The 26,143-nt window shown below is 71.1% G+C and carries 30 protein-coding genes; 14 read left to right on the top strand and 16 right to left on the bottom strand.

From position 1 onward, the window contains the following. Positions 1-27: 27 nt before the first annotated feature. From KBX26_RS01895 to KBX26_RS01875, 5 genes are read right to left on the bottom strand one after another with little or no spacing between them, the layout of a single operon-like run. Positions 28-453 (bottom strand): hypothetical protein, encoded by a 426-nt coding sequence (locus tag KBX26_RS01895; RefSeq protein ID WP_210864535.1) that lies wholly within the window; start codon positions 451-453, stop codon positions 28-30. Then, positions 450-1,598: a molybdopterin-dependent oxidoreductase gene (locus tag KBX26_RS01890; RefSeq protein WP_210864534.1), complete on the bottom strand. Its 1,149-nt coding sequence runs from the start codon at positions 1,596-1,598 to the stop codon at positions 450-452. Before KBX26_RS01890 ends, KBX26_RS01895 begins: the two co-directional genes overlap by 4 nt. After that, positions 1,595-2,308, bottom strand: a complete 714-nt coding sequence (locus KBX26_RS01885) for a methyltransferase domain-containing protein (RefSeq protein ID WP_374224186.1) — start codon at positions 2,306-2,308, stop codon at positions 1,595-1,597. The genes KBX26_RS01890 and KBX26_RS01885 overlap by 4 nt, the downstream gene beginning before the upstream one ends. Beyond that, a complete protein-coding gene (locus tag KBX26_RS01880) occupies positions 2,305-2,985 on the bottom strand; it encodes a DUF2064 domain-containing protein (RefSeq protein ID WP_210861947.1) in 681 nt (226 codons plus the stop codon). Before KBX26_RS01880 ends, KBX26_RS01885 begins: the two co-directional genes overlap by 4 nt. Beyond that, entirely contained in the window at positions 2,982-3,659 is a 678-nt protein-coding gene (locus KBX26_RS01875; protein WP_030330775.1) for a glycosyltransferase family 2 protein, read from the bottom strand. Before KBX26_RS01875 ends, KBX26_RS01880 begins: the two co-directional genes overlap by 4 nt. Positions 3,660-3,807: 148 nt before the next feature. Between KBX26_RS01875 and KBX26_RS01870 the strand changes: the two genes are divergently transcribed. Then, the gene (locus KBX26_RS01870) at positions 3,808-5,163 is read left to right on the top strand and encodes a hypothetical protein (protein ID WP_210864533.1); all 1,356 of its coding nucleotides are present in this window, start codon (positions 3,808-3,810) and stop codon (positions 5,161-5,163) included. Here KBX26_RS01870 and KBX26_RS01865 read toward each other — a convergent pair. Further along, complete coding sequence (locus tag KBX26_RS01865; RefSeq protein ID WP_210864532.1) at positions 5,135-6,214, bottom strand: NAD(P)-dependent oxidoreductase; 1,080 nt, start codon at positions 6,212-6,214, stop codon at positions 5,135-5,137. The genes KBX26_RS01870 and KBX26_RS01865 overlap by 29 nt on opposite strands. Positions 6,215-6,374: 160 nt before the next feature. On the opposite strand from KBX26_RS01865, the gene KBX26_RS01860 reads away from it, so the two are divergent. After that, complete coding sequence (locus tag KBX26_RS01860) at positions 6,375-7,070, top strand: response regulator transcription factor (protein ID WP_210864531.1); 696 nt, start codon at positions 6,375-6,377, stop codon at positions 7,068-7,070. Beyond that, a complete protein-coding gene (locus KBX26_RS01855) occupies positions 7,063-8,079 on the top strand; it encodes a sensor histidine kinase KdpD (RefSeq protein ID WP_210863000.1) in 1,017 nt (338 codons plus the stop codon). Before KBX26_RS01860 ends, KBX26_RS01855 begins: the two co-directional genes overlap by 8 nt. Before the next feature lie 60 nt (positions 8,080-8,139). Here KBX26_RS01855 and KBX26_RS01850 read toward each other — a convergent pair whose 3' ends face one another. The 3 genes from KBX26_RS01850 to KBX26_RS01840 form a co-directional block, all read right to left on the bottom strand. After that, positions 8,140-8,592: a pyridoxamine 5'-phosphate oxidase family protein gene (locus tag KBX26_RS01850; RefSeq protein WP_307857732.1), complete on the bottom strand. Its 453-nt coding sequence runs from the start codon at positions 8,590-8,592 to the stop codon at positions 8,140-8,142. Between the two features lie 81 nt (positions 8,593-8,673). Then, positions 8,674-9,204 carry a GNAT family N-acetyltransferase gene (locus KBX26_RS01845; protein ID WP_210864529.1) on the bottom strand — a complete coding sequence of 177 codons (531 nt, stop codon included), beginning with the start codon at positions 9,202-9,204 and terminating at the stop codon, positions 8,674-8,676. Positions 9,205-9,247: 43 nt separating this feature from the next. Further along, a complete protein-coding gene (locus KBX26_RS01840; RefSeq protein ID WP_036411159.1) occupies positions 9,248-9,775 on the bottom strand; it encodes a MarR family winged helix-turn-helix transcriptional regulator in 528 nt (175 codons plus the stop codon). 51 nt (positions 9,776-9,826) lie between these two features. On the opposite strand from KBX26_RS01840, the gene KBX26_RS01835 reads away from it, so the two are divergent. Then, positions 9,827-10,441, top strand: a complete 615-nt coding sequence (locus KBX26_RS01835) for a disulfide bond formation protein DsbA (protein ID WP_210864528.1) — start codon at positions 9,827-9,829, stop codon at positions 10,439-10,441. Between the two features lie 17 nt (positions 10,442-10,458). Here KBX26_RS01835 and KBX26_RS01830 read toward each other — a convergent pair whose 3' ends face one another. From KBX26_RS01830 to KBX26_RS01820, 3 genes are all read right to left on the bottom strand, one after another. After that, the gene (locus tag KBX26_RS01830; RefSeq protein ID WP_210864527.1) at positions 10,459-11,049 is read right to left on the bottom strand and encodes a GNAT family N-acetyltransferase; all 591 of its coding nucleotides are present in this window, start codon (positions 11,047-11,049) and stop codon (positions 10,459-10,461) included. A 138-nt stretch (positions 11,050-11,187) separates the two neighbouring features. Next, positions 11,188-11,655 carry a pantetheine-phosphate adenylyltransferase gene (coaD, locus tag KBX26_RS01825; RefSeq protein WP_210864526.1) on the bottom strand — a complete coding sequence of 156 codons (468 nt, stop codon included), beginning with the start codon at positions 11,653-11,655 and terminating at the stop codon, positions 11,188-11,190. Beyond that, positions 11,652-12,185 carry a DUF6817 domain-containing protein gene (locus KBX26_RS01820; protein WP_210864525.1) on the bottom strand — a complete coding sequence of 178 codons (534 nt, stop codon included), beginning with the start codon at positions 12,183-12,185 and terminating at the stop codon, positions 11,652-11,654. Before KBX26_RS01820 ends, coaD begins: the two co-directional genes overlap by 4 nt. A 437-nt stretch (positions 12,186-12,622) precedes the next feature. On the opposite strand from KBX26_RS01820, the gene KBX26_RS01815 reads away from it, so the two are divergent. From KBX26_RS01815 to KBX26_RS01785, 7 genes are all read left to right on the top strand, one after another. Beyond that, complete coding sequence (locus KBX26_RS01815; RefSeq protein ID WP_210864524.1) at positions 12,623-14,020, top strand: family 43 glycosylhydrolase; 1,398 nt, start codon at positions 12,623-12,625, stop codon at positions 14,018-14,020. A 36-nt stretch (positions 14,021-14,056) separates the two neighbouring features. After that, positions 14,057-15,496, top strand: coding sequence for a glycoside hydrolase family 43 protein (locus KBX26_RS01810; RefSeq protein WP_030330754.1), 1,440 nt, complete (start codon positions 14,057-14,059; stop codon positions 15,494-15,496). 29 nt (positions 15,497-15,525) lie between these two features. Continuing rightward, positions 15,526-16,998, top strand: a complete 1,473-nt coding sequence (locus tag KBX26_RS01805) for an RICIN domain-containing protein (RefSeq protein ID WP_307857731.1) — start codon at positions 15,526-15,528, stop codon at positions 16,996-16,998. A gap of 129 nt (positions 16,999-17,127) precedes the next feature. Further along, a complete protein-coding gene (locus KBX26_RS01800) occupies positions 17,128-17,799 on the top strand; it encodes a hypothetical protein (RefSeq protein ID WP_210864523.1) in 672 nt (223 codons plus the stop codon). 246 nt (positions 17,800-18,045) lie between these two features. Further along, complete coding sequence (locus KBX26_RS01795; RefSeq protein WP_030330749.1) at positions 18,046-18,417, top strand: hypothetical protein; 372 nt, start codon at positions 18,046-18,048, stop codon at positions 18,415-18,417. 272 nt (positions 18,418-18,689) lie between these two features. Next, positions 18,690-19,400, top strand: coding sequence for a ThuA domain-containing protein (locus KBX26_RS01790; protein ID WP_210857452.1), 711 nt, complete (start codon positions 18,690-18,692; stop codon positions 19,398-19,400). Then, positions 19,370-20,488, top strand: a complete 1,119-nt coding sequence (locus tag KBX26_RS01785; protein ID WP_210864522.1) for a Gfo/Idh/MocA family protein — start codon at positions 19,370-19,372, stop codon at positions 20,486-20,488. Before KBX26_RS01790 ends, KBX26_RS01785 begins: the two co-directional genes overlap by 31 nt. Before the next feature lie 131 nt (positions 20,489-20,619). Here KBX26_RS01785 and KBX26_RS01780 read toward each other — a convergent pair whose 3' ends face one another. Beyond that, the gene (locus KBX26_RS01780; RefSeq protein ID WP_210864521.1) at positions 20,620-22,119 is read right to left on the bottom strand and encodes an FAD-dependent oxidoreductase; all 1,500 of its coding nucleotides are present in this window, start codon (positions 22,117-22,119) and stop codon (positions 20,620-20,622) included. A 174-nt stretch (positions 22,120-22,293) separates the two neighbouring features. Beyond that, entirely contained in the window at positions 22,294-22,914 is a 621-nt protein-coding gene (locus tag KBX26_RS01775; RefSeq protein ID WP_210864520.1) for a TetR/AcrR family transcriptional regulator, read from the bottom strand. A 143-nt stretch (positions 22,915-23,057) separates the two neighbouring features. Between KBX26_RS01775 and KBX26_RS01770 the strand changes: the two genes are divergently transcribed. From KBX26_RS01770 to KBX26_RS01760, 3 genes are all read left to right on the top strand, one after another. Continuing rightward, entirely contained in the window at positions 23,058-23,423 is a 366-nt protein-coding gene (locus KBX26_RS01770) for a DNA polymerase ligase N-terminal domain-containing protein (RefSeq protein WP_030330741.1), read from the top strand. A 39-nt stretch (positions 23,424-23,462) separates the two neighbouring features. After that, positions 23,463-23,672 (top strand): hypothetical protein, encoded by a 210-nt coding sequence (locus KBX26_RS01765; RefSeq protein WP_210864519.1) that lies wholly within the window; start codon positions 23,463-23,465, stop codon positions 23,670-23,672. A gap of 65 nt (positions 23,673-23,737) precedes the next feature. After that, a complete protein-coding gene (locus KBX26_RS01760) occupies positions 23,738-24,070 on the top strand; it encodes a TraR/DksA C4-type zinc finger protein (protein WP_030330739.1) in 333 nt (110 codons plus the stop codon). A 147-nt stretch (positions 24,071-24,217) separates the two neighbouring features. Here the strand turns inward: KBX26_RS01760 and KBX26_RS01755 are convergent, their stop codons facing one another. Both KBX26_RS01755 and KBX26_RS01750 read right to left on the bottom strand, forming a co-directional pair. Beyond that, positions 24,218-24,997 (bottom strand): ABC transporter permease, encoded by a 780-nt coding sequence (locus KBX26_RS01755; RefSeq protein ID WP_051708303.1) that lies wholly within the window; start codon positions 24,995-24,997, stop codon positions 24,218-24,220. A 12-nt stretch (positions 24,998-25,009) separates the two neighbouring features. Continuing rightward, on the bottom strand, positions 25,010-26,107 hold the full coding sequence (locus KBX26_RS01750; RefSeq protein ID WP_307857730.1) for an ABC transporter substrate-binding protein: 1,098 nt from the start codon (positions 26,105-26,107) through the stop codon (positions 25,010-25,012). Positions 26,108-26,143: the final 36 nt, after the last annotated feature.

The raw sequence follows: 26,143 nt of genomic DNA, 5'->3' as shown, positions 1-26,143 counted from the left end.
CGGATGGCAGAAACACGTGGGGCGGGTTCAGCGACTGTCGCTTCGTCGATGCGTGACGCGCCGGTCGACAGCGGTGGCGACGACCAGCACGATCGCGATCGCGGCCCAGACGACAGCCAGCCCGACGGCGAGCCCCAGCGGGTAGTCGCGGTCCGGCAGGCCCGGGTTCGGCGGCGCCGACGGCGGTCGCCACAGCAGCGGCACCGCGATCAGCAGCAACGTGGCGCTGGCCAGCAGGCCGGCGGCGATCCAGGCCCGGCGTCGCCGGTCGGTCACCAGGCGGCCCAGCGCCAACCCGACGAGCCCGACCAGCGGTGCCACCAGGACGTCGTGCAGCGCCGGGCCGCCGATCAGCCACGGCAGGGCGGTGCCGAGCTGGGGGAGGAGCAGCCAACCGCCGTACGCCGTGGCCGCGGCGCCGAGCACGAACAGGAGCAGCCGGACGGCCCTCACCGCCACACCTCCAGCCGGGCCACCCACTTGGTCTGCAGGACGCCAGGGCGGCTCGGGGCGATGAGCCGGCAGGGGTAACCGTGGTCGGGGGAGAGTTGTTCGCCGTTGATTCTCAGCGCGAGCAGTGTCAGCGGGTCGCTGGCGTGGACGGCGGGGAGCGTGCTCGCCGCGTACAGGCCCTCGGTTTCCAGTGAGGTGAACCGAACCGGTCGGCCGGTGGGCGCGCCGGCCCACCGGAGCAACTGCACGACGGGCACGCCGGTCCAGTGGGCCGAGGCGCTCCAACCCTCGACGCAGGCGATCGGCAGGTGCGCCGTGCGTGGGGGCAGGGCCGCCAGCTCGGGCAGGGACACTGTGCGTCGTCCACCCGGCCAGACGATCTCCAGTCGCCAGTGAGGTGGAACGACGATGCGCGCGGCCGCCGCCGTCCGGTTGATCGGAACGCCCTGCGGCCCGGCGGCGGAGCGCCACGCCAACGGCGACACCCGACGCAGCCACGGCACGGTGACCCCGGCGGTGGCCAGCACGGCGATGCCGGCGGCCCCCGCCGACGTCCGCAGGAACGCGCGTCGCTCGACCGAGTCGTCAGGCCCGGGTGCCGGGGCACCGCGCCGCAGCGGCGTCTTCAGCGCCGCGCGGGCGACCGGAAGCTTCACCGCGACGTGCAGCAGCACCGCGCCCGCCACCAACCAGGCGACCGCGTAGTGCGCCGTCGGGAAGAAGAACCCCCACGGGTACGACTGGGCGACGTTGAACAGGCCGGTGACCAGTTCGAAGAACGCGGCGCACACCAGCACCAGGACGGAGATCCGTTCGAGGGCGTGGGCGGAGAGCCGGATCGGCTGGCGCACTGGCGGACGGACGAACAGTCGCGGGTAGACGCTCCACAGCTTGGCCAGCAGCAACGGGATCGCCGCGACACCGGAGAGCACGTGCACGCCCTGCGTGATCCGGTAGAGGTTGACCGGTCGGGTCGGCCAGCTGAACCAGCCCGGTGGGTGCTGGATGTAGTGGCTGAGCAGCCCGGTGCCGAAACACAGCCCGAACGCCACCCCGAGCCAGAGGCCGAGCCGGGCGGCGACCAGCGGGGAGTGTGACGACGCGGTGAAGTCCTCCGGCGCGGGGATGCGTGCTCGGCGGATCATGCGCGGGCCAGCTCGGCGAACCAGCGGGGGCCGCACCGGAAACGGTCCGCGACCCGCAGGCCGGCGGCGTCGGCGGTACGCGCCACCGCCTCCGCCCCGACCCGCGCCCACCGAAACGCCGACCCCCGCAGCTCCCGTTCACCGGAGCGCCCGGACAGGACGTACGCCTGTCCCCGCCACAGCCCGGCGCCCGGGGGTTCCACCTCCACCATCAGTGTTCCGTCGGCCGCGATCAGGGCGCCGCAGCGGCGCAGCAGTCGGACCGGGTCACCACCGATGCCGATGTTGCCGTCGATGAGCAGGGCGTGTGCCCATCTCCCCTCGCCGGGCAGTGGCGCGAAGACGTCCCGGTGCAGGGCGATCACGCCCCGGCCCTGGGTGAGGCGTACCGCCTCGGCGGAGATGTCCACACCGAGGGCGACGAGACCTCGCTGGGCGAGCGCCCTGGTCAACCGGCCGGGGCCGCAGCCGAGATCGATCGTGGGTCCGGTGCAGCGGGCGGCGACGGACTCGACCGCCGGTTCGGGCGGGCCGTGCCAGCGCCGCACCGGCAACAGGTCACGCCGCCCGTCGGTGTGCACCAGCCAGTGCTCGGGTCGGGCCGCGGGCAGCGGGCCGACCGGGGTACCGCCCGGGTCACTGTCGGCGGGCCACCCGTCGGGCCGGCCCAGCGCCACGTCGAAACCGTCGAGGCTGATCGTCGCGTTCACCGGGGGCGTCCGCTCGTCAGGTGGCCGCCCACCGACCCGACGGCCTCCGCGAACCGGGTGCCGGGCAGGTCGGCCGCGACCGCCAGCGCTGCCGACCACTCGTCGACATCGCGCTGAACGGGCAGGATCGCCGGGTGCAGACCGCGCCCGCGCAGAGCGGTGAGGGTGCGGCGACCGGTGTCCGCCGTCGACATGGGAACCTCGCGCAACGCGCTCGCGTACGACGGGTCGCGCAGCCCGAGTGCCCACCAACCGCCGTCGAGCGCCGGCCCGAACACCGCCTCGTGCGTGGCGAGCCGCTGCAGCGCGGTGCTGAGCAGGGCCGGGCGGATCTGCGGCGTGTCCATGCCGATCTGCAGCACCGGTCGGCCGGGAAACGCCTCGGCGGTGTCGGCGTGGGCGTTCGCGAGGCGGTCGGCGAACGTGCCGCCGCGCTGGTCGAGCAGGTGCCAACCCCGCAACGCGGCGGTCAGTTCCGCGCCGTACTCGGCGTCGGCGAACCGACCGGTGTGGGCCAGCACGGGAATGGTCGACGCGGTGGCGCGCACCGCCGCGAGGGTGTCCAACAGCGACGCCGCCGCGACCCGGGCCGCCTGGGTGGGATCAGCGGGCGGGCAGAGGCGCGTCTTGGCCAGCCCGGCAACCGGTGCCTTCGCGACCACGAGCAGGACGTTCACCGGGCACCGCCGGCGTCCGCGCGCAGCACCCCGGCGAAGTCCCGGGTCGCCCGTAACGTGCCCCGGACCGACCCGGAGACCTTCGATCTGGTGCCGACGGCCCGGGGTGCGTACCCCACGTCCAGTTCGATGATCCGCCAGCCCGCCCCGGCCGCGCGGAGCAGCAGCTCCAAGGGGTAGCCGAACGCGCGGTCGTTGACGCCGAGCCCCAGCAGCGCCGCCCGGCGGGCCACCCGGATCGGGCTGATGTCGGACACCGGCACGCCACGACGCCGCAGCAGCGCGGCGACCAGCGCGTTCCCGGTGCGGGCATGCCACGGCCAGGCGTCCGCCGAGACCGGCCGACGCCGCCCGACGGCGAGATCGGCCCGACCGTCGAGCACCGCCGCGACGAGCCGGGGCAACTCGGCCGGATCGAACGAGCCGTCCGCGTCGAGCACGCAGACCAGCTCCGCCCGCGCCGCCAGCAGACCGGTGTGCACTGCCGCGCCGTACCCGCGTCGCGGTTCGTGGACAACCTGGGCGCCGTGCTCGGCGGCGACGGCCGGCGAACCGTCAGTGGAGCCGTTGTCGACCACGATGGCGCGGTAGCCGGACGGTAGCCCGCCCAGTACGGCAGGGAGCGCGGCCGCCTCGTCCAGACAGGGCAGCACCACGTCGATCGTTGTGTGCATACCGGCGACGCTAGGCCCGCCACGGGCGGTCCGGAGCGCTGTGGCTCCTTACGAATCGCTTACCCGCCAACGACTCCTTACGACTCTCTGACGTCTCGCCGTCTGGCTGTCGGTTGCCTGGTCGCAGGTCGTACCGTCGGCCGTCACCATGACCATGATGACCCGGCCGGGACGACCCCGGTCCGCCGACCTGATCGTCCTCGGTGCCGAGGTGGCACTGCTCGCCGTTGCCGTCTGCGTCGGCGCGCTGCTCAACCACCAGGGCGTACGGCTGCACGCCGACACGGCGCCGCTCTACGCCTCCTGGCAGCCGCACCTGGGGCCCGGCACCCCCGCCGCGCTGCTCGTCGCCGCGCTGGTCGTCTGGCGGGGCACGCGCTGGGCAACCGACCTGCCGTGGCATCGGCTGCTGGTCGTCGGCTACCTCGCCGCGGTGCTCTGGACGCTGTCGCTGGCCCTGGTGGACGGCTGGTCCGCGGGGTTGACCGAGCGGCTCACCGTGCAGGCCGAGTATCTGCACGAGGTGCCCGGGGTGACGGATGTCGGCGTCCTGCTGTCCGGCTTCGCCGACCGGATCCTCGACTTCCAGCCCGACTCGTGGTCCACCCACACCGCCGGTCATCCACCGGGGGCGTTGCTGGTCTTCGTCTGGTTGGAGCGGGTCGGCCTGGGTGGCGGGACGGCGGCCGGGCTCGCCTGCGTGGTGCTCGGCGCCACTGTCGCCGTGACGGTTCCGGTGGCGTTGCGGGCGCTCGGTGTCGAGGACGCGGCTCGGGCGGTGTGGCCGTTCCTGGTGCTCTTCCCGGGGGCGGTCTGGGTGGGCGCTTCAGCGGACGGGATCTTCACCGCGGTGGTCGCGGCCGGGCTGGCGCTGCTGGCGGTGGGTGGCCGGCCAGCGGCCGCGCTCGGCGGGTTGCTCCTCGGCTTCGCGCTCTACCTGTCGTACGGGTTCGTCCTGGTGGGGTTGCTCGCGTTGGCGGTGGTGCTGCTCCGGGCGCGGGACCGCCCCGGTGTGCTGCTGGTCGCGGCGACGGCGGTCGCGGTCGTCGTCGCCGTGTTCACCGTCGCCGGCTTCTGGTGGCTGGACGGCTACCACCTGGTGGCACGTCGTTACTACCAGGGTTGGGCGGCGGAACGTCCGTACGGCTACTGGGTCTGGGCGAACCTCGCCGCTCTGCTGCTCTCGGCCGGCCCGGTGCTCGGGCCGGCGGTGCGCCGGGCGGTGGCCGCCGTGACGAGCCGACCATCGGGCGCGGCGGCCCTCCGACGGCGGATCACCGGCGCCGGACCCACCGTGTGGCTGCCCGTCGCGGCGGCCGCAGCGGTGCTCGCCGCGGACCTGTCCGGGCTCAGCAAGGCCGAGGTGGAGCGGATCTGGCTACCGTTCGCCGTCTGGTTGCTGGTCGCCACCGCGCACCTGCCCACCCGCCACCGCCGGTGGTGGTTGGCGGCCCAGGCCGCCACCGCCCTCGCCGTCAACCACCTACTGTGGACGGTGTCGTGACTGACGCCGGCTCCCGCATCACCGCGGTGGTGAAGTCGGCGATGCCGGCGGCGAAGCCGACCCGGGCGGTGAAGCCGAGCAGCCGGGTGGCGCGGGCCGGGTCGGCCACGACGTGCCGCACGTCCGCCGCCCGTCCGCCGCCGACGGTGACCGGCGATGGGCCGCCCATCGCCACGGCCAGCTCGTGGGCCAGCTCGCCGACGGTGTGCGGTTCGCCCGAGCAGACGTTGACCGGCGTCAGCGGATCCGGTGCCGGTGTGGTCAGGGCCAGCAGGTTGGCGGCGGCCACATCGCTCACGTGCACGAAGTCGCGCCGTTGCCGGCCGTCCTCCAGGACCCGGGGCGGGCGCCCGCCGGCCAGGGCCGACCGAAAGATCGACGCGACGCCCGAGTACGGGGTGTCACGTGGCATTCGCGGACCGTAGACGTTGTGGTAGCGCAGGGCCCAGACCGATCCGCCGGTCTGCCGGGCCCACGCGCCGGCGAGGTGTTCCTGGGCCAGCTTGGTGGCGGCGTACGTGCTCCGCGGCTCCAACGGCGCGTCCTCGGGCACGAGACCGGGGGAGAGCGACCGGTCGCAGCGCGGGCAGGTCGGCTCGTAGCGGCCCTCGGCCAGGTCGGCGGCGTGACGGCCGGTAGGCCGGACGACCCCGTGGGCGGGGCAGTGGTAGCGACCCTCCCCGTAGACGACCATCGAACTGGCCAGCACCAGTCGGCGTACCCCGGTGGCGTGCATCGCGGCGAGGAGGGTGGCCGTGCCGAGGTCGTTGTTCGCGGCGTACCGGGGGGCGTCGGCCGGGTCGAGGCCGTGGCCGACCATGGCCGCCTGGTGGCAGACCGCGTCGACGCCGGCCAGCAGCCGGGTCAGCAGCTCGACGTCCCGCACGTCACCGACCGCCAGGTCGTGCCGCTCGGTCCAGGACGGTGCGCTCGCGCCGTGCGCCTCGGGCAGCAACGCGTCCACGGCCACCACCTCGTGCCCGTCCTCGGTGAGCAGGTCGGCGACGTGGGAACCGATGAACCCGGCCGCACCGGTGACAAGTATCCGCATTCCGGTCACCGTATGACAGCGGGCCGGCCCGCTCGGGTCTGCGCGCCCAGCCGTAAGAACCTCGCAAGGTTTGCCGGTGCGGGCGGGCCCGGGTGCATGGCTACGCTGGGCCGATGGGCATCCGAGGGGCGACGGCGACCGGTCGGAACGGGGATGGTTCGTGACACAGCGCGTGCTGGTGGTCGACGACGACCAGACCGTGAGCGACGTCATTCGTCGTTACCTCGAGAACGACGGCTTCCAGGTGAGCCTCGCGGCGGACGGCGCGGCAGCGCTGGCGGCGGTGGAGCGTCACGCACCCGACCTGGTGGTGCTCGACCTGATGCTGCCCCGGATCAACGGCCTGGAGGTGTGCCGGGCGTTGCGGGTACGACCCGACGGCGTACCGATCGTCATGCTGACCGCCCGCGGTGACGAGGCCGATCGCATCCTCGGGCTGCAACTCGGCGCTGACGACTACCTCACCAAGCCCTTCTCTCCCCGGGAACTGGTGTTGCGGGTCCGGTCGGTGCTTCGCCGCGCCGGCGGTCACCCGCCAGCCGAGCGGCCGGAGGCGCTCACCGACGGCGACCTGGTGGTGCACACCACGTCCCGAACCGCCCGCCTCGGGGGCACCGATCTGGCTCTGACGCTGCGGGAATTCGACCTGCTCGTGCACCTCATGCGGCATCCGTCCCGGGTGTTCGGCCGGGCCGAGCTTCTCGAGCAGGTCTGGGGCTGGAACTTCGGGGACCACTCGACAGTGACAGTGCACGTACGCCGCCTGCGGGAGAAGATCGAGACCAACCCGGCCGATCCGCAGCGGATCGTGACCGTCTGGGGCGTCGGCTACCGCTACGAGCCGGCCGATGCGTGACGTACTCCTGATCTTCGCGATCGCCCTCGGCGCGGCGCTCGGTATCGGGCTCGCCGGCGCGGTGCTGCTCCGCGCCCTCCGCCGCAGTTCGATCACCGTGCATCTCAGCGTGCTGCTCACCACCACCGTTGTCGCCGTCGCCGTCGGGGTGATGGCGGTCGCGGAGGCGATGTTCCTCTCCACACACGACAGCGAGGTTGTCCTGATCACCGTCGCGGCGGCGGCGGTGGTCAGTCTCGCCGTCGGCGGGCACTTCGGCCGCCGGCTGGCCCGCGCCGCGGTCTGGCGCGACCAGGCCCGGGAGCGGGAACGGCAACTGGAGAAGGGCCGGCGCGACCTGGTCGCCTGGGTCTCACACGACCTGCGGACCCCGCTGGCCGGGCTACGGGCGATGGCGGAGGCGCTGGAGGATCGGGTGGTTCGCGATCCGGACACTGTCGACGAGTACCACCGACGCATCCGCGTGGAGACCGACCGGATGACCCGGCTCGTCGACGACCTGTTCGAGCTGTCCCGGATCAACGCGGGAGCGCTGCGGTTGTCGTTGACGGCGGTACCGCTCGGCGAGGTGGTCTCGGACGCGTTGGCCAGCACCGTCCCGCTGGCCGAGGCTCGCCGAATCAAGCTGATCGCCAGCGAGTCGGGGTGGCCGACGGTCGCCGCGAGCGAACCGGAACTGGCCCGGGTCGTGGCCAACCTGCTGCTCAACGCGGTCCGCTACACCCCGGCCGACGGCACCGTACGCATCGAAGCAGGTCGAGAGGAGGACCAGGCCTGGCTGTCGGTCGCCGACACCTGTGGCGGAATTCCCCCGGACGACCTGCCCCGGCTGTTCGACATCGCGTTCCGTGGTGAACCGGCCCGCACCCCCGGCCCCGGCGACGGTGGGGCGTCCGGAGGGCTCGGCCTGGCCATCGTTCGTGGCCTGGTGGAGGCACATGGAGGTCGGGTCGAGGTACGCAACACCCCCGACGGCTGCCAGTTCATGGTCCGACTGGCGACCGCCTGAGCAGAAACGGCGGGCTTTCCATCTGTCGGAGCCGCCGTCGCGGTGTCTGCGCGCGGCCCGTCAGACCAGCCAGTGACCATCACGCATCAGGTCACGACCGGCGATCTCGTTCTCCTCCCGCCACGCCTGAATCCGCCGAGGTGTCACCCGCAGGTACGCGTACCGGGTTGCGCCGACCCGCGCGTCCCAGAGTCTCGCGGCGAACGCGTCGGCCAGCTCGACCGGCACGGTGTCGCGGGTGAACGTCTCGACGGTGCCGTCGATGAGAACCACGTCGCGCGTCGTGCCGAGCGACATCCGCACCCGCCCGGAGGCTCGCAGATTACGGGCGGTCGGGCTGGACTCGGCGGTGGCCAGGGTGAGGGCGGTGCCCTCCCAGAGAAACGAGAGCGGCACCAGGTAGGGGTTGCCCTCCCGGTCCGCCGAGGCGACCCACGCGTCCAGATCGTGTTCGAGGCGAGCGAGGGTGTCCCGCTTACGCTGCGCCAGTTCGCGCGGTGCTTCGAATTCCACGTCTGGGTCCTCCATGCGGTCGGCGTGGCGTCACCGGGCGTCGAGCGCCCGACGGCGCGGTATTCCGGAATGAATGCGGGCTCAACCGACCCGCTGGGCCAGCACCTGCCCGGGCCAGGAGCCGAACAGGAAGGTTTCGGTGCGGGCGAACCCCTGGCGCTCGTAGAACGCCACCAGCTCGCCGCCGCCGCCCGCCCAGCAGTCGACCCGCAGCAACCGCACGCCGGCTCGCCGGGTCTCCTGCACGGCGTGTGCCAGCAGGGCCGACCCGAGGTTCCGGCCGGCGAACCGCCGGTCGGAGACCAGGAGGCGGACGTACCGCTCGGGTTCGTCCACGGGCGTGATCGGTATCCGCGGGTCGGGCCCGGAGCCCAGCACCATCGCTGCGGCCGGCGTTCCATCCAACTCCGCGATGAACGGGGCGTTCTCGGTCAGGTAGCGATCGACCTGCTCGACCCTCGCGGGCTGCGTGGAGAACGGCGTCGTGCCCCACTGCTCGGTGTTGCCCCGGTCGTTCATCCAGGCCACCGCGGAGTCCAGCATGGCCAGGACGGCAGGCGCGTCGGCGGGGCTGCCACCCCTGATGTGTACGCCGTGGCTGGTGTCGTTCATGGCGGAATGGTAGTCCGTGGCTGGTCGATCACGACCGTGGTCGTCAGCCGGTCGGGCTGCCGCCCTCGGGGCCGCGATCCGGGGAGGCCAGGTTCCGATCGATCGCCGCCAACAGGCGCTCGAGGCCCTTTCGGTCGCTGTCGGTGAGGCCGCGAAGAATGGACGCCTCGTTGGCCAGGTGCTCCTCGATGAGCCGGTCGGTCAATTCCACACCCGCCGGAGTCAGCCCGACCACTCTGCCGCGCGCGTCGGCCGTGGAGACCGAGCGGGACACGAGTCCGCGGGCGATCAGTCGGTCCACCCGTTTGGTTACCGCCCCGGTGGTGACGAGCATCCGTTGGCTCAACTGCCCCGGGGTGAGCGTGTACGGCTCGCCCTCGCGGCGCAGCGCCGCGAGCACGTCGAAGTCGCCGTTGCCGAGGTCCGCGGCGGCGAACGGCGGTCGCAGGGCCGCGTCGAGCGCGGCGGCCAACTGTTGGATGCGACCGATGATCAGCAGCGGAGTGGGGTCGAGGTCTGGTCGTTCGCGACCCCACTGGCCGACGATGTCGGCGATCCGGTCGTCATCCACTGTTGCATCTTACCTTCCGGGGAAGATAAATTGTCTTCCGTGGAAGATAAAGTGACGTCAACGTCCGCTCCGGTAGCCACCACCTACGTGGATCCGTCCTGCCCGTTCGCCTGGATCACCTCACGCTGGCTCATGGAGGTCGCGAAGATGCGGCCGCTCACCCTGCGGTTCGAGGTGATGAGCCTCTCGGTGATCAACGAGCATCGCGACCTGGAGCCGTGGTACCGCGAATTCAACGACCGGGCGTGGGGGCCGGCCAGGGTCTGCGTGGCGGCGGCCGAGCAACACGGCGCCGCTGCCCTCGCGCTGCTGTACCCGGCGCTCGGCCGCCGGATCCACGACGGCGGCGACAAGGACTTCGACACCGTCGTCCCGCAGGCCCTGGCCGAAGCGGGCCTGCCCGCCGACCTCGCCGACGCCGCCCGGCGCAGCGACCTCGACCCGCACCTGCGGGCCAGCACCGCTCGCGCGCAGCAGCTGGTGGGCGAGGACCTCGGCACCCCGACGGTCGTCATCGACGACGTGGCCTTCTTCGGCCCCGTGCTGACCTCGATCCCTCGTGGTGAAGAAGCCGTCCGCGTCTTCGACGGTGCCCGCCTGCTCGCCAGCTGCCGCTCCTTCTCCGAGCTCAAACGCGCCCGAACCGGCGACCTCACCTTCGCGTAGCCGCGCCACCGCGCCCCTCAGCGCTCCGGATACCCCCGGTGCGCCGCCCACTCGGGCGCGAGGATCGACATCACCGTGGCATCGACCCAGTCGTCGCCGTCGCGCAGGACCTGCCGCAGCACACCCTCGGCGACGAAGCCGACCTTCTCGTACACCCGGCGGGCCCGGGGATTGAAGGCGAACACCTCCAGCGAGATGCGGTGCAGGCCGAGCCGCTCGAAACCGTGGCCGACGACCAGGCGCACCGCCTCGGTGCCCAGGCCGCGGTCGCGGCCGGCGGCGGTCAGCAGCGTGCGGAAGTTGCAGTTCCGGTTGCCCGGATCCCAGTTGTTGAGGACCACCTCGCCGACGCAGGCCCCGGTGGCGCGGTCGACGACCGCCAGGTCGAGTCGGTCGGTCTGCGCGTTGCGGCTGCCGTACCAGGAACGCATGCGCTCCTCGTCGGGGGCGTCGTCTGCCGGGCTGCCGGTCAGCCGGGCCACCTCGGGGTCGGCCACCGCCGCCCGGAAGGTGTCCAGGTCGTCGTCCACGAAGGGACGCAGGATCACCCGTTCGCCGGTGAGCGTGGGTTTGATCGAGAAGTCGGGGGTCGCCTGGTCACTGAGCATCGACTGATCCTCGGCGGGGCACCGGCAACGGGCAACGGGTTTCCGCGCGCCGACGACGTGTGGCGGGTCATCGAACTCGGCGACGGGCAAGTCAGCGATCGACCAGCCACCATCGAGCCCGAAGCGATGATCGCGGCCCTACTCGGCCTGCGACGCCCGTAGCGCGCGCACCGCGGTCGACGACACCGCGGCCAGTTCGGGCCGTGCCGGCAGGAACACTGTGGGTACGCCCAGCGACTGGTTCATCGCGGCGAGCTGATATTCAGCCCGAAGGTCGGTGGTGTGACGAACACCGCGGACGATCACTCCTACGTCGTGCAGACGACAGTAGGTGGCGGTCAACCCGCTCCAGGCCACAACGGAGACGGAGGTCCACTCGGGCGGCAGAATGGCCCGGACAGCGGTCGCTCGCTCCTTTTCGTCGCTGCCCGGCTGCTTAATGCTGTTGAGCGCGACGAGCACCACCACTTCGTCAAAGAGATCGCGTGCCCGGTCCACCACATTCACATGCCCCGGAGTGAAGGGATCGAAGCTGCCCGGGTAGACGGCTCGCACCCGTACGCGGCCAAACGCCCGTGCTGCCGGATGCGACGGTTCAGGGGTCACGGCCACAAGACCCGCTGCGCTTCGCGGATGACCTGCTCCGAGGCGGTGGGGCTCCACGAGGCGAACAGTTCCCGGAAGTAGGCCCCGTGCCGGTCCATCATCGCGGGATCGTGCTCGACGACGTCCAACTCGTTGACGATGCTCAGGTCCACCAGCGACCGAAGTTGACAGTCATCCGGCGTCCGCACCTGGCGCGTGAAGCGGTCGAAGACCTCGCCGGTCCTGGCCAGCTCCCGCCAGCTGCGTCCACGGTCGCAGGCACCGTACAGATAGACAAGCTCCTCGGCATCGGTGCCCACGAGATCCCGCAGTACGGCCCGATCGGCCCGATCAAGCAGGGTGCGGTCGAACCCGTCGGTGCCGTAGACGGCGTGGGTGAGGCCCGCGGCTTGCACGTCACGGCTGCGGCCGAGCACGGCGAGCCGTTCGCTGACTCGACAGAGGTGGGCGTACAGGGTGCCACCGGGATGGGCGATCTGTTCGGCCCCATGCCGGCGCAGCCAGGCCCGCACGCCGTCGTCGGTGCTCATGGGTCCGACTGTAGGGATCGGCCGTGGGATTCGGCGGCCCGAGGCGTGGGCGATTTGTCACAGCGCCGTGGCCACCTCCGGCGACACGGCGGCCGCGCGCGTCGTCGCGGCCAACAATCTGCGGTACGCCGGCAGCGGCTGCCTGAGCCAGCGGTGGCCGGGCGGGGGAGCGACGGCAGTCGATGCCTTGACACTGGTAGTTGCGATCGCTAACACTTGTCCGCAACGCGACCTTAACGAACCGAACACATTGTGTCGTGGCGGCGTGCGCCCCAGTGGTGTCCCGTCCGGGCACGTCACCCCACCGCTGAAGCCTTCAAAAGTCCGAACCTGGACACGGCCTGATGTTGTTAACGCTAACATAGATGATCTTGCGGAGAGGGGTCGTGCCCGTGGTTCCACGACGGATGGCAGGGTCCCTGTCGGGAGCATCGAGCATGCGGCTGCGTGCCCTCCTCGTGCTGTCCACAGTGGCCGCGGCGGCTGTCGTGGTGGTGGCCGACGGACCGGCGCATGCCGCCACCCTGCCGACCGGCACCGTCTCGCTGGAGGCCGTGAACCAAGCCGGACGGTACGTGCGGCACATCGACTATCTCGGTCAGCTCGACCCGGTGAGCTCCAGCAGCGCCAACCAGGTGAAGCTGGACGCCACCTTCACCGTGGTCAACGGTCTGGCGTCGCCGACCTGCTACTCGTTCCAGACCAGGACGGGCATGTTCCTGCGGCACCGCGACTACCGGCTCCGGGTCGACCCGAACACCGGCGACGCGACGTTCCGGGCCGACGCCACCTTCTGCGCGACGGACGGCTCGGTCAGCGGATCGGCGGCGCTCGTCTCGTACAACTATCCGACCCGGCGGATCCGGCACCGCGACTTCGCCCTCTGGCTCGACGCCTACCAGGACACTGCCGCGTTCCGGGCGGACAGCTCCTTCCGCCTCGTCGCGCCGTGGGCGCCCAGAACGACCAGGGGCCCGGTGATCCCGGGCCTCTTCGCCGACCCGCACCTCGCCGTCTTCAACGGCCGCTACTACCTGTACCCGACCACCGACGGCTACGCGAGCTGGGCCGGCACCTACTACAAGGCGTTCTCCTCCACCGACCTGGTCAACTGGACCGACCACGGCGTGATCCTCGACCACGGTCCGGACGTGTCCTGGGCGGACAACTCGGCCTGGGCGCCCGCGGTGGCCACCGCCAACGGCCGCTACTACCTGTACTTCAGTGGCGGCGCGGCCAGCGGCAACACCGCCAAACAACTGGGCGTGGCGGTGGCCGACAGCCCCACCGGGCCGTTCCGTGACGCGCTGGGCCGACCGCTTGTCCGCAGCGACCAGTTCTCGGGCGGGCAGGCGATCGACCCGATGGTGTTCACCGACGACGACGGGCAGTCCTACCTGTACTGGGGCCAGGGCGTCGCGCGGGCGGTGCGGCTGAACCCCGACATGACCTCCTTCGACGCAGCGCAGGCGCGGGTCATCACGCCGTCGGGCTACAACGAGGCGCCGTTCGTGTTCAAGCGCAACGGGCTCTATTACTTCATGTGGTCGGAGAACGACACCCGCAGCGAGGACTACCGGGTCGCGTACGCCACCGGCCCCGCACCGCTGGGGCCCTGGACCAGGCGCGGCGTGGTGCTGCAGAAACGGCTCGAGGCCGGCGTCAAGGGCACCGGCCACCACTCCGTGGTCCGGGCACCCGGCACCGACACCTGGTACATCGCCTACCACCGCTTCGCCGTGCCGGCCGGCAACGGCACCAACCGGGAGACCGCCATCGACCGGATGGAGTTCAACGCCGACGGCACCGTCCGGCCTGTCCTGCCGACCCTCTAGCTGACCCGTACGCCCCTGCGCGAAGGAGAAAGACACATGTCGAGAGTCCTCGCCCGGCTCTGCGCGGTCGCGGTGGCCGCGAGCCTGCTGTTCACCACCTGGTCAGCGGCGACACCGAAGGAGGCGGCAGCGCTCGACCCGACCGTCGGCTACCTGATGGCGCACTTCACCGGTGAGTCCTCGACCGACCAGCAGATCTACCTCGCCCACAGCACCGACGGCCTGCGCTGGACCGACCTCAACAACGGCGGGCTCGTGCTGCGGTCCACCGTCGGCACCCGGGGCGTGCGGGACCCGGCCCTGGTCCGCTCGCCGGCCGGCGACCGCTACTGGATCATCGCCACCGACCTGTGTATCGGCTGTGGTCAGGACTGGTCGACGGCGATCAACAACGGCAGCCGCAACCTCGTCGTGTGGGAGTCCACCGACCTGGTCAACTGGTCGACGCCGTGGCTGCTGAACGTCGCCGGTGCGATTCCGGACGGACGCAACGCCTGGGCCCCGGAGGCGATCTGGAACCCGGCCACCGGCGACTACGTCCTCTACTGGGCGACGAATGTCCCGCTCAACGGCGCGACCAAGCACCGCATCTACTACGCGCGTACGGCCAACTTCCGCAGCGTCACCACACCGCAGGTCTACATCAACCGGCCCGGGAACCAAGAGATCATCGACACCCAGATCGTCGAGGTGCCGGCCGGCGTCGGCGGCTACCGCTACGTCCGGGCCTCCCGCGACGGCCAGATCGCCATCGAAGGCAGCAACTCCATCCTCGGCACCTGGACCGCCCTCGGGAACCTCTCCGGCATCGGGCTGACCGGCGCACAGGTCGAGGGCCCGATGTGGATGAAGGTGAACAGCCGCAACGAGTGGGTGCTCTACCTCGACCAGTACGCCAGCGGACGCGGCTACCTGCCGGTGCTGACCACCGACCCGTCGAGTCCGGGCAGCTACCGACTGCCGGCGTCCGGCTCGTACGCCATGGGCGGCACCAAGAAGCGGCACGGTTCGATTCTGAACCTGACCGCCGCGGAACAGAGCCGGGTGCTCGCCCGCTGGCCCGCCACCGCTGTCAACCGGATCCAGTCGTACAACTTCCAGGATCGGTACGTGCGGCACTACGACTACGACGTCCGCATCGACCCGAACGTCAGCCCGGCGCAGGACGGCCAGTGGCGGCTGGTGCCCGGCCTGGTCGGCTCCGGCACGGTCGCCATCCAGTCGGTCAACTACCCGGGCTACTACCTGCGCCACTACGGGTTCGACTTCCGGTTGGAAGCCAACGACGGCAGTGCCGCCTTCGCCGCCGACGCCACCTTCCGCCAGGTCGCCGGCCTGGCCAACTCCTCGTGGACGTCGTTCCAGTCCTACAGCCACCCGGACCGCTACCTCCGGCACTACGCCTACCTGCTGCGGCTCGACCCGGTCACCGACGCGCAGAGCCGCGCCGACGCCACCTTCCGCGTGACCAGCTGACCCTGGTCCCTGTTCAAGGAGTTTCGACTGTGGCACCACATCGACGGGTGTTGTCCGCCCTGCTGGCCGCGCTGACCGTGCTGGTCGGCGTCGTGGTCGCGTCATCGCCGGCCACCGCGGCCACCAACCAGTTCCGAGGCATGAACTGGGCGGTTCTGGGTGACAACTTCAGCACCGGGCCGCTGGTCGTGCAGGGCCTGAGCTCGTCCGACAGCAACGCGACGGTGCGGGCCAAGGCCAACGCCCTCTACGACGACATGGCGTCCGCCATGGGCGTCAACACCGTCCGGCTGCCCATCAACACCCACACGGTGGGGACGGCGTGGTGGGAGGCGTACCGAGGTGCCATCGACGCCGCCACCGCCCGTGGATTCAAAGTCATCCTCGCCTACTGGGAGGACGGCGCGGCCTCCGGCGGCAGGATCACGAACCTCGCCGCCTGGAACGCGATGTGGTCCACCGTCACGAACACGTACGGCTCGAACACCAACGTCTACTTCGAGCCGATGAACGAACCGCACGGATACAGCTCTGCCGAGTGGCGCACCGTGGCGGCGAACTGGCTCAGCTACCACTATTCGGCGGTGCCCAGCCGGGTGCTGATCGGCGGCACCGGCTTCAGCCAGGACCTGCGCGACATCTGCAACGACAGCCGCTTCACCTCGACCCTGCTGTCCTTCCACCACTACGCCTTCTTCTACGGCGCGATGACCTACGACGCGTTCCGCAGCCACATCCAGACCCGCCTGGGCAACTGCGCCTCCCGTGCGGTCGCGACCGAGTTCGGCGCACCCATGAACGACGGCCGCAACTACGCCGACGCGGGAAGCACCGACAACTTCGTGCGCCACATCCGCGCCATGGCGCAGGTCATGCGGGACAACCAGATGGGTGGCACCTACTGGCCGGCGCTCGGCGGCAAGCCCGGCACCATCGGCTACGACTGGTACTCGATGTTCGCCCTCAGCGGCAGCGGCACCGACCTCAACCTGAGCATCCGCAACACCTCCGGCGCGGACCAGATCCGGTACGCGTGGGGCGACACCATCGGCGGCGGCCCCACCACGCCTCCGCCGGCGACGGGAACGTTCTACCGGATCACCGCGCGGCACAGCGGCAAGGCCATGGACGTCCAGCAACCCAACACCGACAACGGCGCGCGCGTCGGCCAGTACACGTACGGCGGCAACGCGTGGCAGCAGTGGCAGTTCCAGGATGCCGGCAGCGGCTACTGGCGCGTCATCAGCCGGCACAGCGGAAAGTGCCTCGATGTGGTGGGCGCGTCGACCGCCGACGGCGCCGAACTCATCCAGTACACCTGCGGCGGCGGCACCAACCAGCAGTTCCAGCTGGTCACCAACGGCGGTTACTTCCAACTGCGGGCACGACACAGCAACAAGTGCGTGGACGTACCGGCCGCGTCGACAGCGGACGGGGTGGTCCTCAAGCAGTACACGTGCAACACCGGCGCGAACCAGCAATGGTCGCGTACCACCGTCTGACGGTCGTCCGGACAGTGCGGACCGGTCCGCGCCGCGGACCGGTTCCATGTCGGCAATCCGTCGTTGTCCGGGCGTCGGGCGGCTCCGTAGCGTCGCGGCTACGGAACGCTGCCCGGCGGAAGGACCCTGATGACCGAACTCGTCGCTCCGCAGCTCGTCGTGAACAGCAGAATGATCTACTTCGGTTGGCTGCCGGCCGACCCCGACGCGGTGGCCGCCCTGGTGCCTGACGGGCTCACGCCGGCACCGAACCGCCAGGTCTTCATGAACCAGTACGTCGTCGACGAGGCCGGGCAGACCTCCGGCTTCGGCGCGTACTCCCTGACGTACATCGGGCCGGACCTCGCCGGGGTCGACGCTCCCGACGGGGTCACGCCCGGTCGCTGGTGGACGCACTACGTCAACTCCAGCCCCGACGTGCGGGCGTACGCCGCCGCGCGGGGTGTGCCGGCGACCCCGGGCAAGACCACCATCGAGGTACGCGGGCATCGGCTGGTCGCCACCACCGAGGCGGACGGCGTACCCGTGATCAGGACGACGGCTCGCGTCGGGCGTACCGGCGACGCCGTCAACCGGGGCCAGCTGCGCTACCTCACCCGGCTGGACGGCCGGCTGCTCAGCGGCAACTACCCGTTCGTGGCGGAGCCGGTCGACCCGTTCGCCGTCGAGTCGCTGGAGTTCCTCGAACCCGACCACCCGGTGTACGCGCTGCGCCCGGCCGACCCGCTGGAGATCGTCTGGGGCTTCTACTCACCGCGCGCGTCGTTCGCCTATCCGGGCGGCGAGTCGGCGCTCGACTGACCCCGTCGCCTCGCTCGTCCCGCACGGCCCGCCCTGCGTCGTCCGGTACCGCCTGCGCGTTGCCGGACCCCGGCTCGGGCGTGACACCGGCCCGCCCGACCGTTCACTGCCTGGCCTGTTGCCATTCACGATCCGGAGTGGGTCGCGATGCCATGATCCACGCGGCCCACATCAAGATCGGTTGTGGGCCGGGTGGCGATCCGATGACGACGGGGCGCTCTGGCGCCAACAGGGAGGGTCAAGAACATGAGCAAGAGTGCGCTGGTCAAGAGGGTGGGTGTTGCCACGGCCGTGGCCGCCGCCCTCACCGTCACGATGGCGCAGCCGGCCTTCGCGGCAGCCTCGATCTCGCACCACCAGACGCAGGCGCAGGCAGACAACAACCCGGGAAGCGGGACCGCCTGGGTGTGGGTGTACTCCGGCAAGGAGCGCGAGGCGACCGGTGGCACGGTCGAGTACCAGTTGACGAACGGCGGCAGCGGCTCGCTGCAGGTCGGCCGGGGCCAGAGCGCATCGAAGGACCCGGGCAGCAAGATCAGGGCATTCCGTGCCTGCACCAACTACTACGTCGACGGCTATGACTTCACGGCCTGCTCCAGCTGGGCCTACTTCAGCTGACCGCCCCGCTGCCGGGTCGTGAGCACGTGACGTCCCGGCAACGCCGTGGCGGTCCAATCCGGCGGGACCGGCACCTCTGTGCCGGTCCCGTACCCATGTCGCCGGTGGCCCGCGTATGCAGACCGTGCACAGTGGAATTCGAAGGCCGACGGACGGCGGTTTGTCGGCGACCACGGGTACGGTGAGGTGCTCGACGCGCACGGGCATCGGCGGTGCGCCGCCGGGGCGGGAGCGGCCAGCCCGGTGGTGACGGACCGCGGGAGGGAGCGAGAGTGACGCAGCAGAGGGCACTGGTGGTTCGCGGCGGGTGGGAGGGGCACCAACCGGTCAAGGCGACCGAGTTGTTCCTCCCCTTCCTCGAACGCAGCGGCTATGCCGTGCGGGTCGAGGAGTCGACGGAGGTCTACGCCGATGCCGCCGCGATGGCCGAGACCGACCTCGTCGTGCAGTGCATGACGATGTCGCAGATCACCGCGGAGCAGGTGGCGGGTCTCAGCGCGGCGGTCGTCGCCGGCACGGGCTTCACCGGCTGGCACGGCGGCATCGTGGACTCGTTCCGCGCGTCAGCGGAATACCTGCACCTGGTGGGCGGCCAGTTCGCCACCCATCCGGGCCTGGAGCCGTGTGAACGTCACGGCGGCCCGGAGGACAACTTCCTGCCGCACACGGTGCGCGTCACCGACCTCGGCCGGGAACACCCGATCACCGCGGGGATCGAGGACTTCGACCTCGTCACCGAGCAGTACTGGGTGCTGCACGACGACCTCATCGACGTACTGGCCGAGACCACCCACCCGACCCAGGCCTGGCATCCATGGCACCGGCCGGTCACCTCGCCCGCGATCTGGACCCGGCTCTGGGGTGCCGGGCGCGTCGTCGTGACGACCCCGGGGCACAGCCTGGACGTGCTGGAGCACCCGAGCGTTCGTACCGTCATCGAGAGGGGGATGCTGTGGGCGACCCGCACCGCGTCGGCGTCGTAGGTCTCGGGGTCATCTCCCACGTCTACCTGGACACACTCGCGGACCACCCCGAGGTGAGCATCGTCGCGGTGGCCGATCTCGACGCCGCCCGGTCGGCCGCGGTCGCCGCCGCCATCCCCGGCGCCGAGGCGATGAGCGTCGAGCGTCTGCTGGCCCGCCCGGACGTGCAGACGGTGCTCAACCTGACCATCCCCGCAGCGCACGCCGACATCTCGCTGGGCACGATCGAGGCGGGCAAGAACGTGTACGTCGAGAAGCCGCTCGCCGTGACCTTCCCGGACGGGCGCTCGACCATCGAGCGGGCCGCGTCGGCCGGCGTCCGCGTCGGGTGCGCGCCGGACACCGTCCTCGGCACCGGCACGCAGACGGCACGGGCGGCGATCGACGCCGGGCTGATCGGGCGCCCGATGTCCGCGTCGGCCGTCATGGTCACCCCGGGGCACGAACGCTGGCACCCCAACCCCGACTTCTACTACGCCCCGGGTGGCGGCCCGATGCTGGACATGGGGCCGTACTACGTCTCGGCGCTCATCCACCTGCTCGGGCCGGTCCGCGCGGTGACCGGAGCCGCCAGCCGCCTGCGCGCCGAGCGCGTCATCGGCTCGGGCCCGCGCGCCGGCCAGCGGATCCCGGTCGGGGTGGACACCCACCTCACCGGCGTGCTCGAACACGTCAACGGTGCGCTCTCCACGATCACGACGAGCTTCGACGGCGTCCAGACGACGGCCGCACCGATCGAGGTGCACGGGGAGGCGGGCACGCTCGCCGTGCCCGACCCGAACTACTTCGACGGCGAGGTCCGCCTCTTCGCCCTCGGCGACACCGAATGGCGCGCTCTGGAACCACGGGCCGGTTACGCCGACGGGTCCCGGGGCATCGGTCTGATCGACCTGGTCAGGGCCGACGATCAGCGTCCGCCGCGCGCTGGCGGCGACGTCGCGCTGCACGTCCTCGAAACGATGACCAGCCTGCTCCGGTCGGCGGCGGAAGGCCAGCGGATCGAGCTGACCACGATGCCGGAGCGGCCCGCTGCGGTTCCGCTCACTCCGGTCGAGCAGTGGAAGGCGCACCACGCGTACGGACACTGAACGGGAGCCCGGCAGGGGCACGAGCGGCGACGGCCGAAGCCGAGGCGGTCGGCATGCGCCCGGCCGGGTCGGCGCGGGCTCAGCCGGGTCGGCGCGGGCCGGCAGGGTGCGCTGGTGGCCGTGCCCGGTGGTCATCGTGCGTTGCCGAAGTGGTGGGCCAGCGCGGCGCGCAGCGTGTCGACGTTCCCGGCGGACCAGGCGATGAAGCAGTCGGGGCGCACGAGCAACGCGGCGGCGGTCGTGCCCTCCAGTTGCCCGGTGACCACGTCGACGCGGTCCCGCCAGGGCGCGGCGACGTCCGCGTAGGCGCCGGTGGAGTCCAGCAGCAGTGGCCGGGCGGTGCGGGTCAGCTCCGCGAGGCGCATCGGCCCGTGGTCGCCGTGCACGATCACGTCGGGGGCGCAACGACCGGCCAACGGGTCGGCGGGGTCGGCGGGGTAGTGGATGTCCGCGCCGGACATCAGCGCGGCGATGTGCCCGGTCACCTCCGGCTTGCGCAGCAGTTCGGCGAAGAGTTCCCGCAGGCCGGTGATCTCGTCGCCGGGGCCGATGAGCGCCGACTGCGCCTGAGTGGACATCACGACCCGTTCGGCGACGGGGCGACGCTCCGTCTCGTACGTGTCGAGCAGGACCTGCGGCGCCCAGCCGCGCACGGTGGCGGCGAGTTTCCAACCCAGGTTGACCGCGTCCTGCAGGCCGAGGTTGAGGCCGGGGCCGCCGATCGCGGGGTGTACGTGCGCGGCGTCACCGACCAGCAACACCCGGCCGGCGCGGTAGCGGGCGGCGATGCGGGTGTTGCGGCCGGTCAACCGTCGCAGCAGGCCGGGGCCGTCAGGCGCGTCGAGGGGAATGTCGGCGCCGAGCACCCGGGCGACGCTGGCCCGCAGCTCCGCCAGGTCCATCGGGGTCTCGTCGTCCGTCGGTGTGTCGGGCCACTCCGTCGTGCTCAGGATCGCCGGGCGGCCGGGGAACGGGGCCCAGGCGATCAGGCCACGGGCGGTGCGGGTGTGCTGAAACGGTGGGACGACGCCGTAGCCGGGGACGCGCAGACCGCCCGTCTGGGGGTCGACTGATGACGCGGGGACGGTCACCGTGGCGGTGCGGGAGACCGACCGGTCGTTGGTGACCCCGGGAAAGTCGATGCCGGCCAGACGGCGTACCGCGCTGCGGCCGCCGTCGGCGCCGACGAGGAAACGGCAGCTGAGCCGCGTACCGTCGGCGAGGTCGACATCGACCCCGTCGGGGCGTTGGTGGAGGTCGACGACCTCGTGGCCGCGGCGCAGGTCGACGCCGAGTTCGACGGCCCGGGCGGCGAGGGCGGCCTCGAGCTGGGCCTGCGGCACCCCGAGCACGTAGTGCGGGTTCTCCGCGAGCACCGTGAGGTCCAACGGGAACGCGCCGAAGGTGAAGGCGGGTTGGGGGACCGGCGGGGTGCTCTCACCGCTGAGCCGCGCGTAGAGGCCGCGCCGGTCGAGCAGGCGGACGACCTGGCCCACGAGGCCGTTGGCGCGAGCTTCGCCGGTGGGCGCGGCGTGGCGTTCGAGGACGACGGGGCGCACGCCGGCGAGGGCCAGTTCACAGGCGAGCATGAGGCCGTTGGGGCCGGCCCCGACGATGACGACATCGATCATGACGATGATCCCTTCGGGGTGCGCGTCATCACCACGGCAGGCTCGGCACGTGGCCGGCCCGCCGCGGGGTGTGACGCGGCTTGTGGCGTGGGTGAGGTGGGGCCCTGGACGACGGGCGGCTCAGTGCGACGGGGGAGCTCAGTGCGACGGGGGAGCTCAGTGCGACGGGGCAGCTCAGTGCGACGGGGCAGGGAGGCCGGCGGCGACCTGGGTGAAGGCGTCGGTGATGAGGCGTTCGATCGGGGTGGGTGGGTCGGCGCTGTCCAGATAGTGCTGCATGGCAACGGCGACGGCTGCGCTGGCGGCGGCCGCGACGAGCCGCGGATACATGTCGGTGGCGAGGTCGGTGGCGGTTCGCTCGGCGACCGCGGCGGCAAGCTCGGCCTCGGCGAGCGCTGTGGCGCGCAGCCGTTCGCCCTGCAGCGCGGGCTCGGCGAGCATGGTGCGGACACCGGCGACCCACTGCGCGTGGTCGGGGGAGGGCATCGCCTCGACCTCGGGGCCGCGGGTGAACTGCTCCAGCGCGGCCTGGGTGAGCGCAACCCAGAGCGGCTCGTCGGCGGGACGTTCCCGCAGCGCGGCGGCGGTGCGCAGGCTGCGGTCGAGGTGACGCGAGGCGATCGCCTCGGCCTTGCTGGAGAAGTAGTTGTTGAAGGTGCGTGGGGAGACGCCGACCGCCTCGGCGATGTCCTCGACGCGGACGTTGTCGTAGCCGCGCTCCGCGGTGAGGTGGATCGCCGCCCAGCCAAGCGCCGCCCGTGTCTCGGCCTTCTTGCGTTCCCGCAGCCCCGTCATGCCACCACGTTAGCACTAGTTGCGTGTCACGCAAATATGCGTGCCACGCAAAATTCCTGAACCGCAGGCGTTCCGCTCACCCGGGGCCCGCGAGGTGCTCGCGTCGGCCGGCGGGACGGCCGTCCGGCGCCGAGAATGGGGCAGTGGCACCCGCCTTCGTCCTGCACGACCACCGCAAACCGCGACCGCACTTCGACCTGCGGCTCGAGGAGGACGGCGTGCTGCGCTCGTGGGCGGTGCCCCGCGGTCTGCCGGACAACCCCGGCGACAACCGGCTCGCGATCGCCGTGCCCGACCACGACCTCGATCACCTCACCTACGAGGACGTCGACAAGTCGATCGCCGACATCGGCACCTGGGAGGAGCACGATCGCACCGACCGCCGGATGCTGTTCACCCTGCACGGCCGCACCGGCAGCCGGCGATACGCGTTGATCCGCACCGGCGAGGGGTGGCTGCTCCACCTGACGAAGCAGCAGCCTCCGGACGATCTTGAGGCATCGCCGTAGACGTTGGCTTTACCGCAGACACCAATCTATGGTGGGGGCATGCCGTCGGTGACCTTCCGCTCGCCCGCCGCCACCATGGTGGCGGTGAGCGGTGCTGTCCGCGTGCCGACGGTCACACGCCGCAAGGCCGACATGCGGGTGCCGGTTGTCCGCACGCCGCACGCCGCGCTCGCCGACAGGATGTCGAGCCCGGTGCGAACCGGCCGAGGCCCACCCGCGCAGTCGTTGCACACCCAGAACGACCGCTAGGGCGAAGCTATCCAAGCTTCGGCCCTTTTTGTTTTCCCGTCCATTTCCCTTTGAAGGGGCAGACCATGAGTGTCGATCATCCTCGCACCATCGATCAGACCTGGCTCGCCGACATGCGAGCGTCCCTGACGGACGACTTCGCCGCCCAGACGGCCCGGCTGCGGGAACTGACCGAGCTCAACGCCGACACCGGCGACCCGGGCGAGGCCCACAACCAGGCCGCGCTGCTGGCCGCCACCCGTCAGACCATCGAGCAGATCACCGGTGCGCTGAGCCGCATCAGCGACGGCACCTACGGTGCCTGCCAGAGGTGCCACCGGAGCATCCCGACCGAGCGGCTCGAGATTCTCCCGCACGCCCGCTTCTGCGTGCCGTGCCAGGAGAAGCAGAACAGGTGAGGCCCGGTGTGGCTGCCGCGCCGCCGGCACGGCAGCCACACCATCCCGTGCGAGAGAGCCACGACCGTCATCCCGCGCACCGCGCGGCATCTCGGTCCCGGTGCCAAAGCAGCCGCTACGAACGCCACAGAGCCTGACAACGCGCTACTACGACGAGATCGCCCGTGCCCACGGGGCGAGGAGGCGTTCGAGGCCGGCCATCAGGTAGAAGAGCAGCGCGCCCATCAGCGCGAGCAGGGTCAGCGCCGCGAACGCGAGTGGAGTGTCGGCGGACTGGCCGGAACTGGCGATCACCGAGCCGAGGCCGGCCTCGGGGTTGATCACCTCGCCGATGGTCGCGCCGATGATGGCCAGCGAGGTCGCGACCTTCAGTCCGACGAAGACCTGCGGGAGGGCCCACGGGAGTCGTACCTTCACGAAGGTCTGCCACCACGAGGCGGAGAGGGATCGGGCGAGTTCGCCGAGTTCGTTCGGGGTCGAAGTCAGCCCAGCCATGGTCGAGACCAGGATCGGAAAGAAGCAGAGCAGCACAACCATCACGACTTTGGTTTCGTAGCCGAACCCGATCCAGACCAGGAGCAGCGGTGCGAGCGCCACCTTCGGCACCGCGTTGATTCCGGCGATCATGGGGAGGGCCATCCGCTCGACCGTCCGGGAGGCGGCGAGCATGACGGCGAGCAGGAGCCCACCCACGGCCGCGATCCCGAACCCGATGACGGTCTCCAGGAAGGTGACCATCGTCTGCTCTGCAAGGTAGCCAGGGAGCCGGACGAACGCGTCGACCACGTCCGGGGGTGCCGGCAGGAAGAACGGCTCGATGTCGAAGGCCCAGGTGGCCAGCCACCAGAGCGCGATCGCCAGCACCGCACCGAGCGCGGGCAGCCCGACGTGGGGCCAGCGTTGTGACAGCGGGAGGCGGTCAGGCACGATGATCTTCCGTCAGGACTTCTTCACGAACCTCAGGTCGACGATCTCCTCCGGGGTCAAGCCGGGCGGAATCAGGTCGGCGCCCTGTAGGACGGTGATTGTCTGGGCCACCTGCTTCTCATCCATGAAGCCGATCGGGGCGCCTGACGCGGGGCGAACGTGCGGGGACATCGCCTCGATCTCGCCCTTGCCCGCCGCCACGGCATAGGTGGGCTTCACCTTGTTGAGGATCGCCGCGGCCTCGTCCGGGTGCTCGATGCTGTACTGGAGCCCCTTGAGCACCGCGTCGGTGAATCGCTGCACCAGGTCGGGGTCTTTTTCGATGAGCGAGGGAGTGGTGATGATCGCGTTGCCGAAAAGGTCCCGCAGATAGTCGCTGTAGGGCAGCACCACCACCTCCTTCTTGGAGGCGGCCTGTAGCGCGTTGCGGCTGAGTAGGAAGGTACCCAGCGCGTCGACCTTCCGGCTGGCCATGAGTCCATTGAGCGCCGTGGCCTGGACACCCTCGATCTTCACCGTCTTCGGGTCGAACCCGGCCAGCCGGGCGTAGGCCGGGAAGAGCAACTCGGTCACCGACCCGGCGCCGGTCGCCATCGTCTTGCCCTGCAGGTCCTTCGGGGTGGTGATGTTGGTGTCCGCGGTGGTCATCACCGAGATCAGCGTCTGTTGGTGCACGGCGGCGATGGCCCGCCAGTCAGTGAACTCGCCCTTGCCCGCCTGAATCACGGCACCGGTGAAGTCGAGCGCACCGAACTGGACCTGACCGGACTTGAGAGCCGTCAGGTTCTGCTGATTGCCAGCGCCCTCTTTGATGTCGACTTCAATGCCGGCCTCGGCGAAGTAGCCCTTCCCCTTCGCCACCCAGGCGAACGCGTCCCGACCTACAGCGCCGAAGGCGGTGATGTAGGCGACCCTGTCGGTCTCCTCGCCGGTCGGGTCGCCACCGGCGTCATCGGAACCGCTGCAACCGGTCACGCCAAGGGCCGCGGCGAGCAACGTCACTACCAGGGCGCGAGAGCGCTTGACCATGTGCTGCCTCCAGCTTGAGAGTCTCGGAGAAGGCGCCGGTGCGCCATGCCGACAAAGACCGCACGGGCCGGGGCTGTCCACATTGCTCTTCCCGATGAATGATCGTAGATGATGATC

The sequence above is a fragment of the Micromonospora sp. C97 genome (assembly GCF_018070385.1).
GTDB lineage: Bacteria > Actinomycetota > Actinomycetes > Mycobacteriales > Micromonosporaceae > Micromonospora > Micromonospora parva.
Note: the sequence above shows the minus strand (reverse complement) of the source record. Positions and strands in the feature narration are given on the sequence as shown.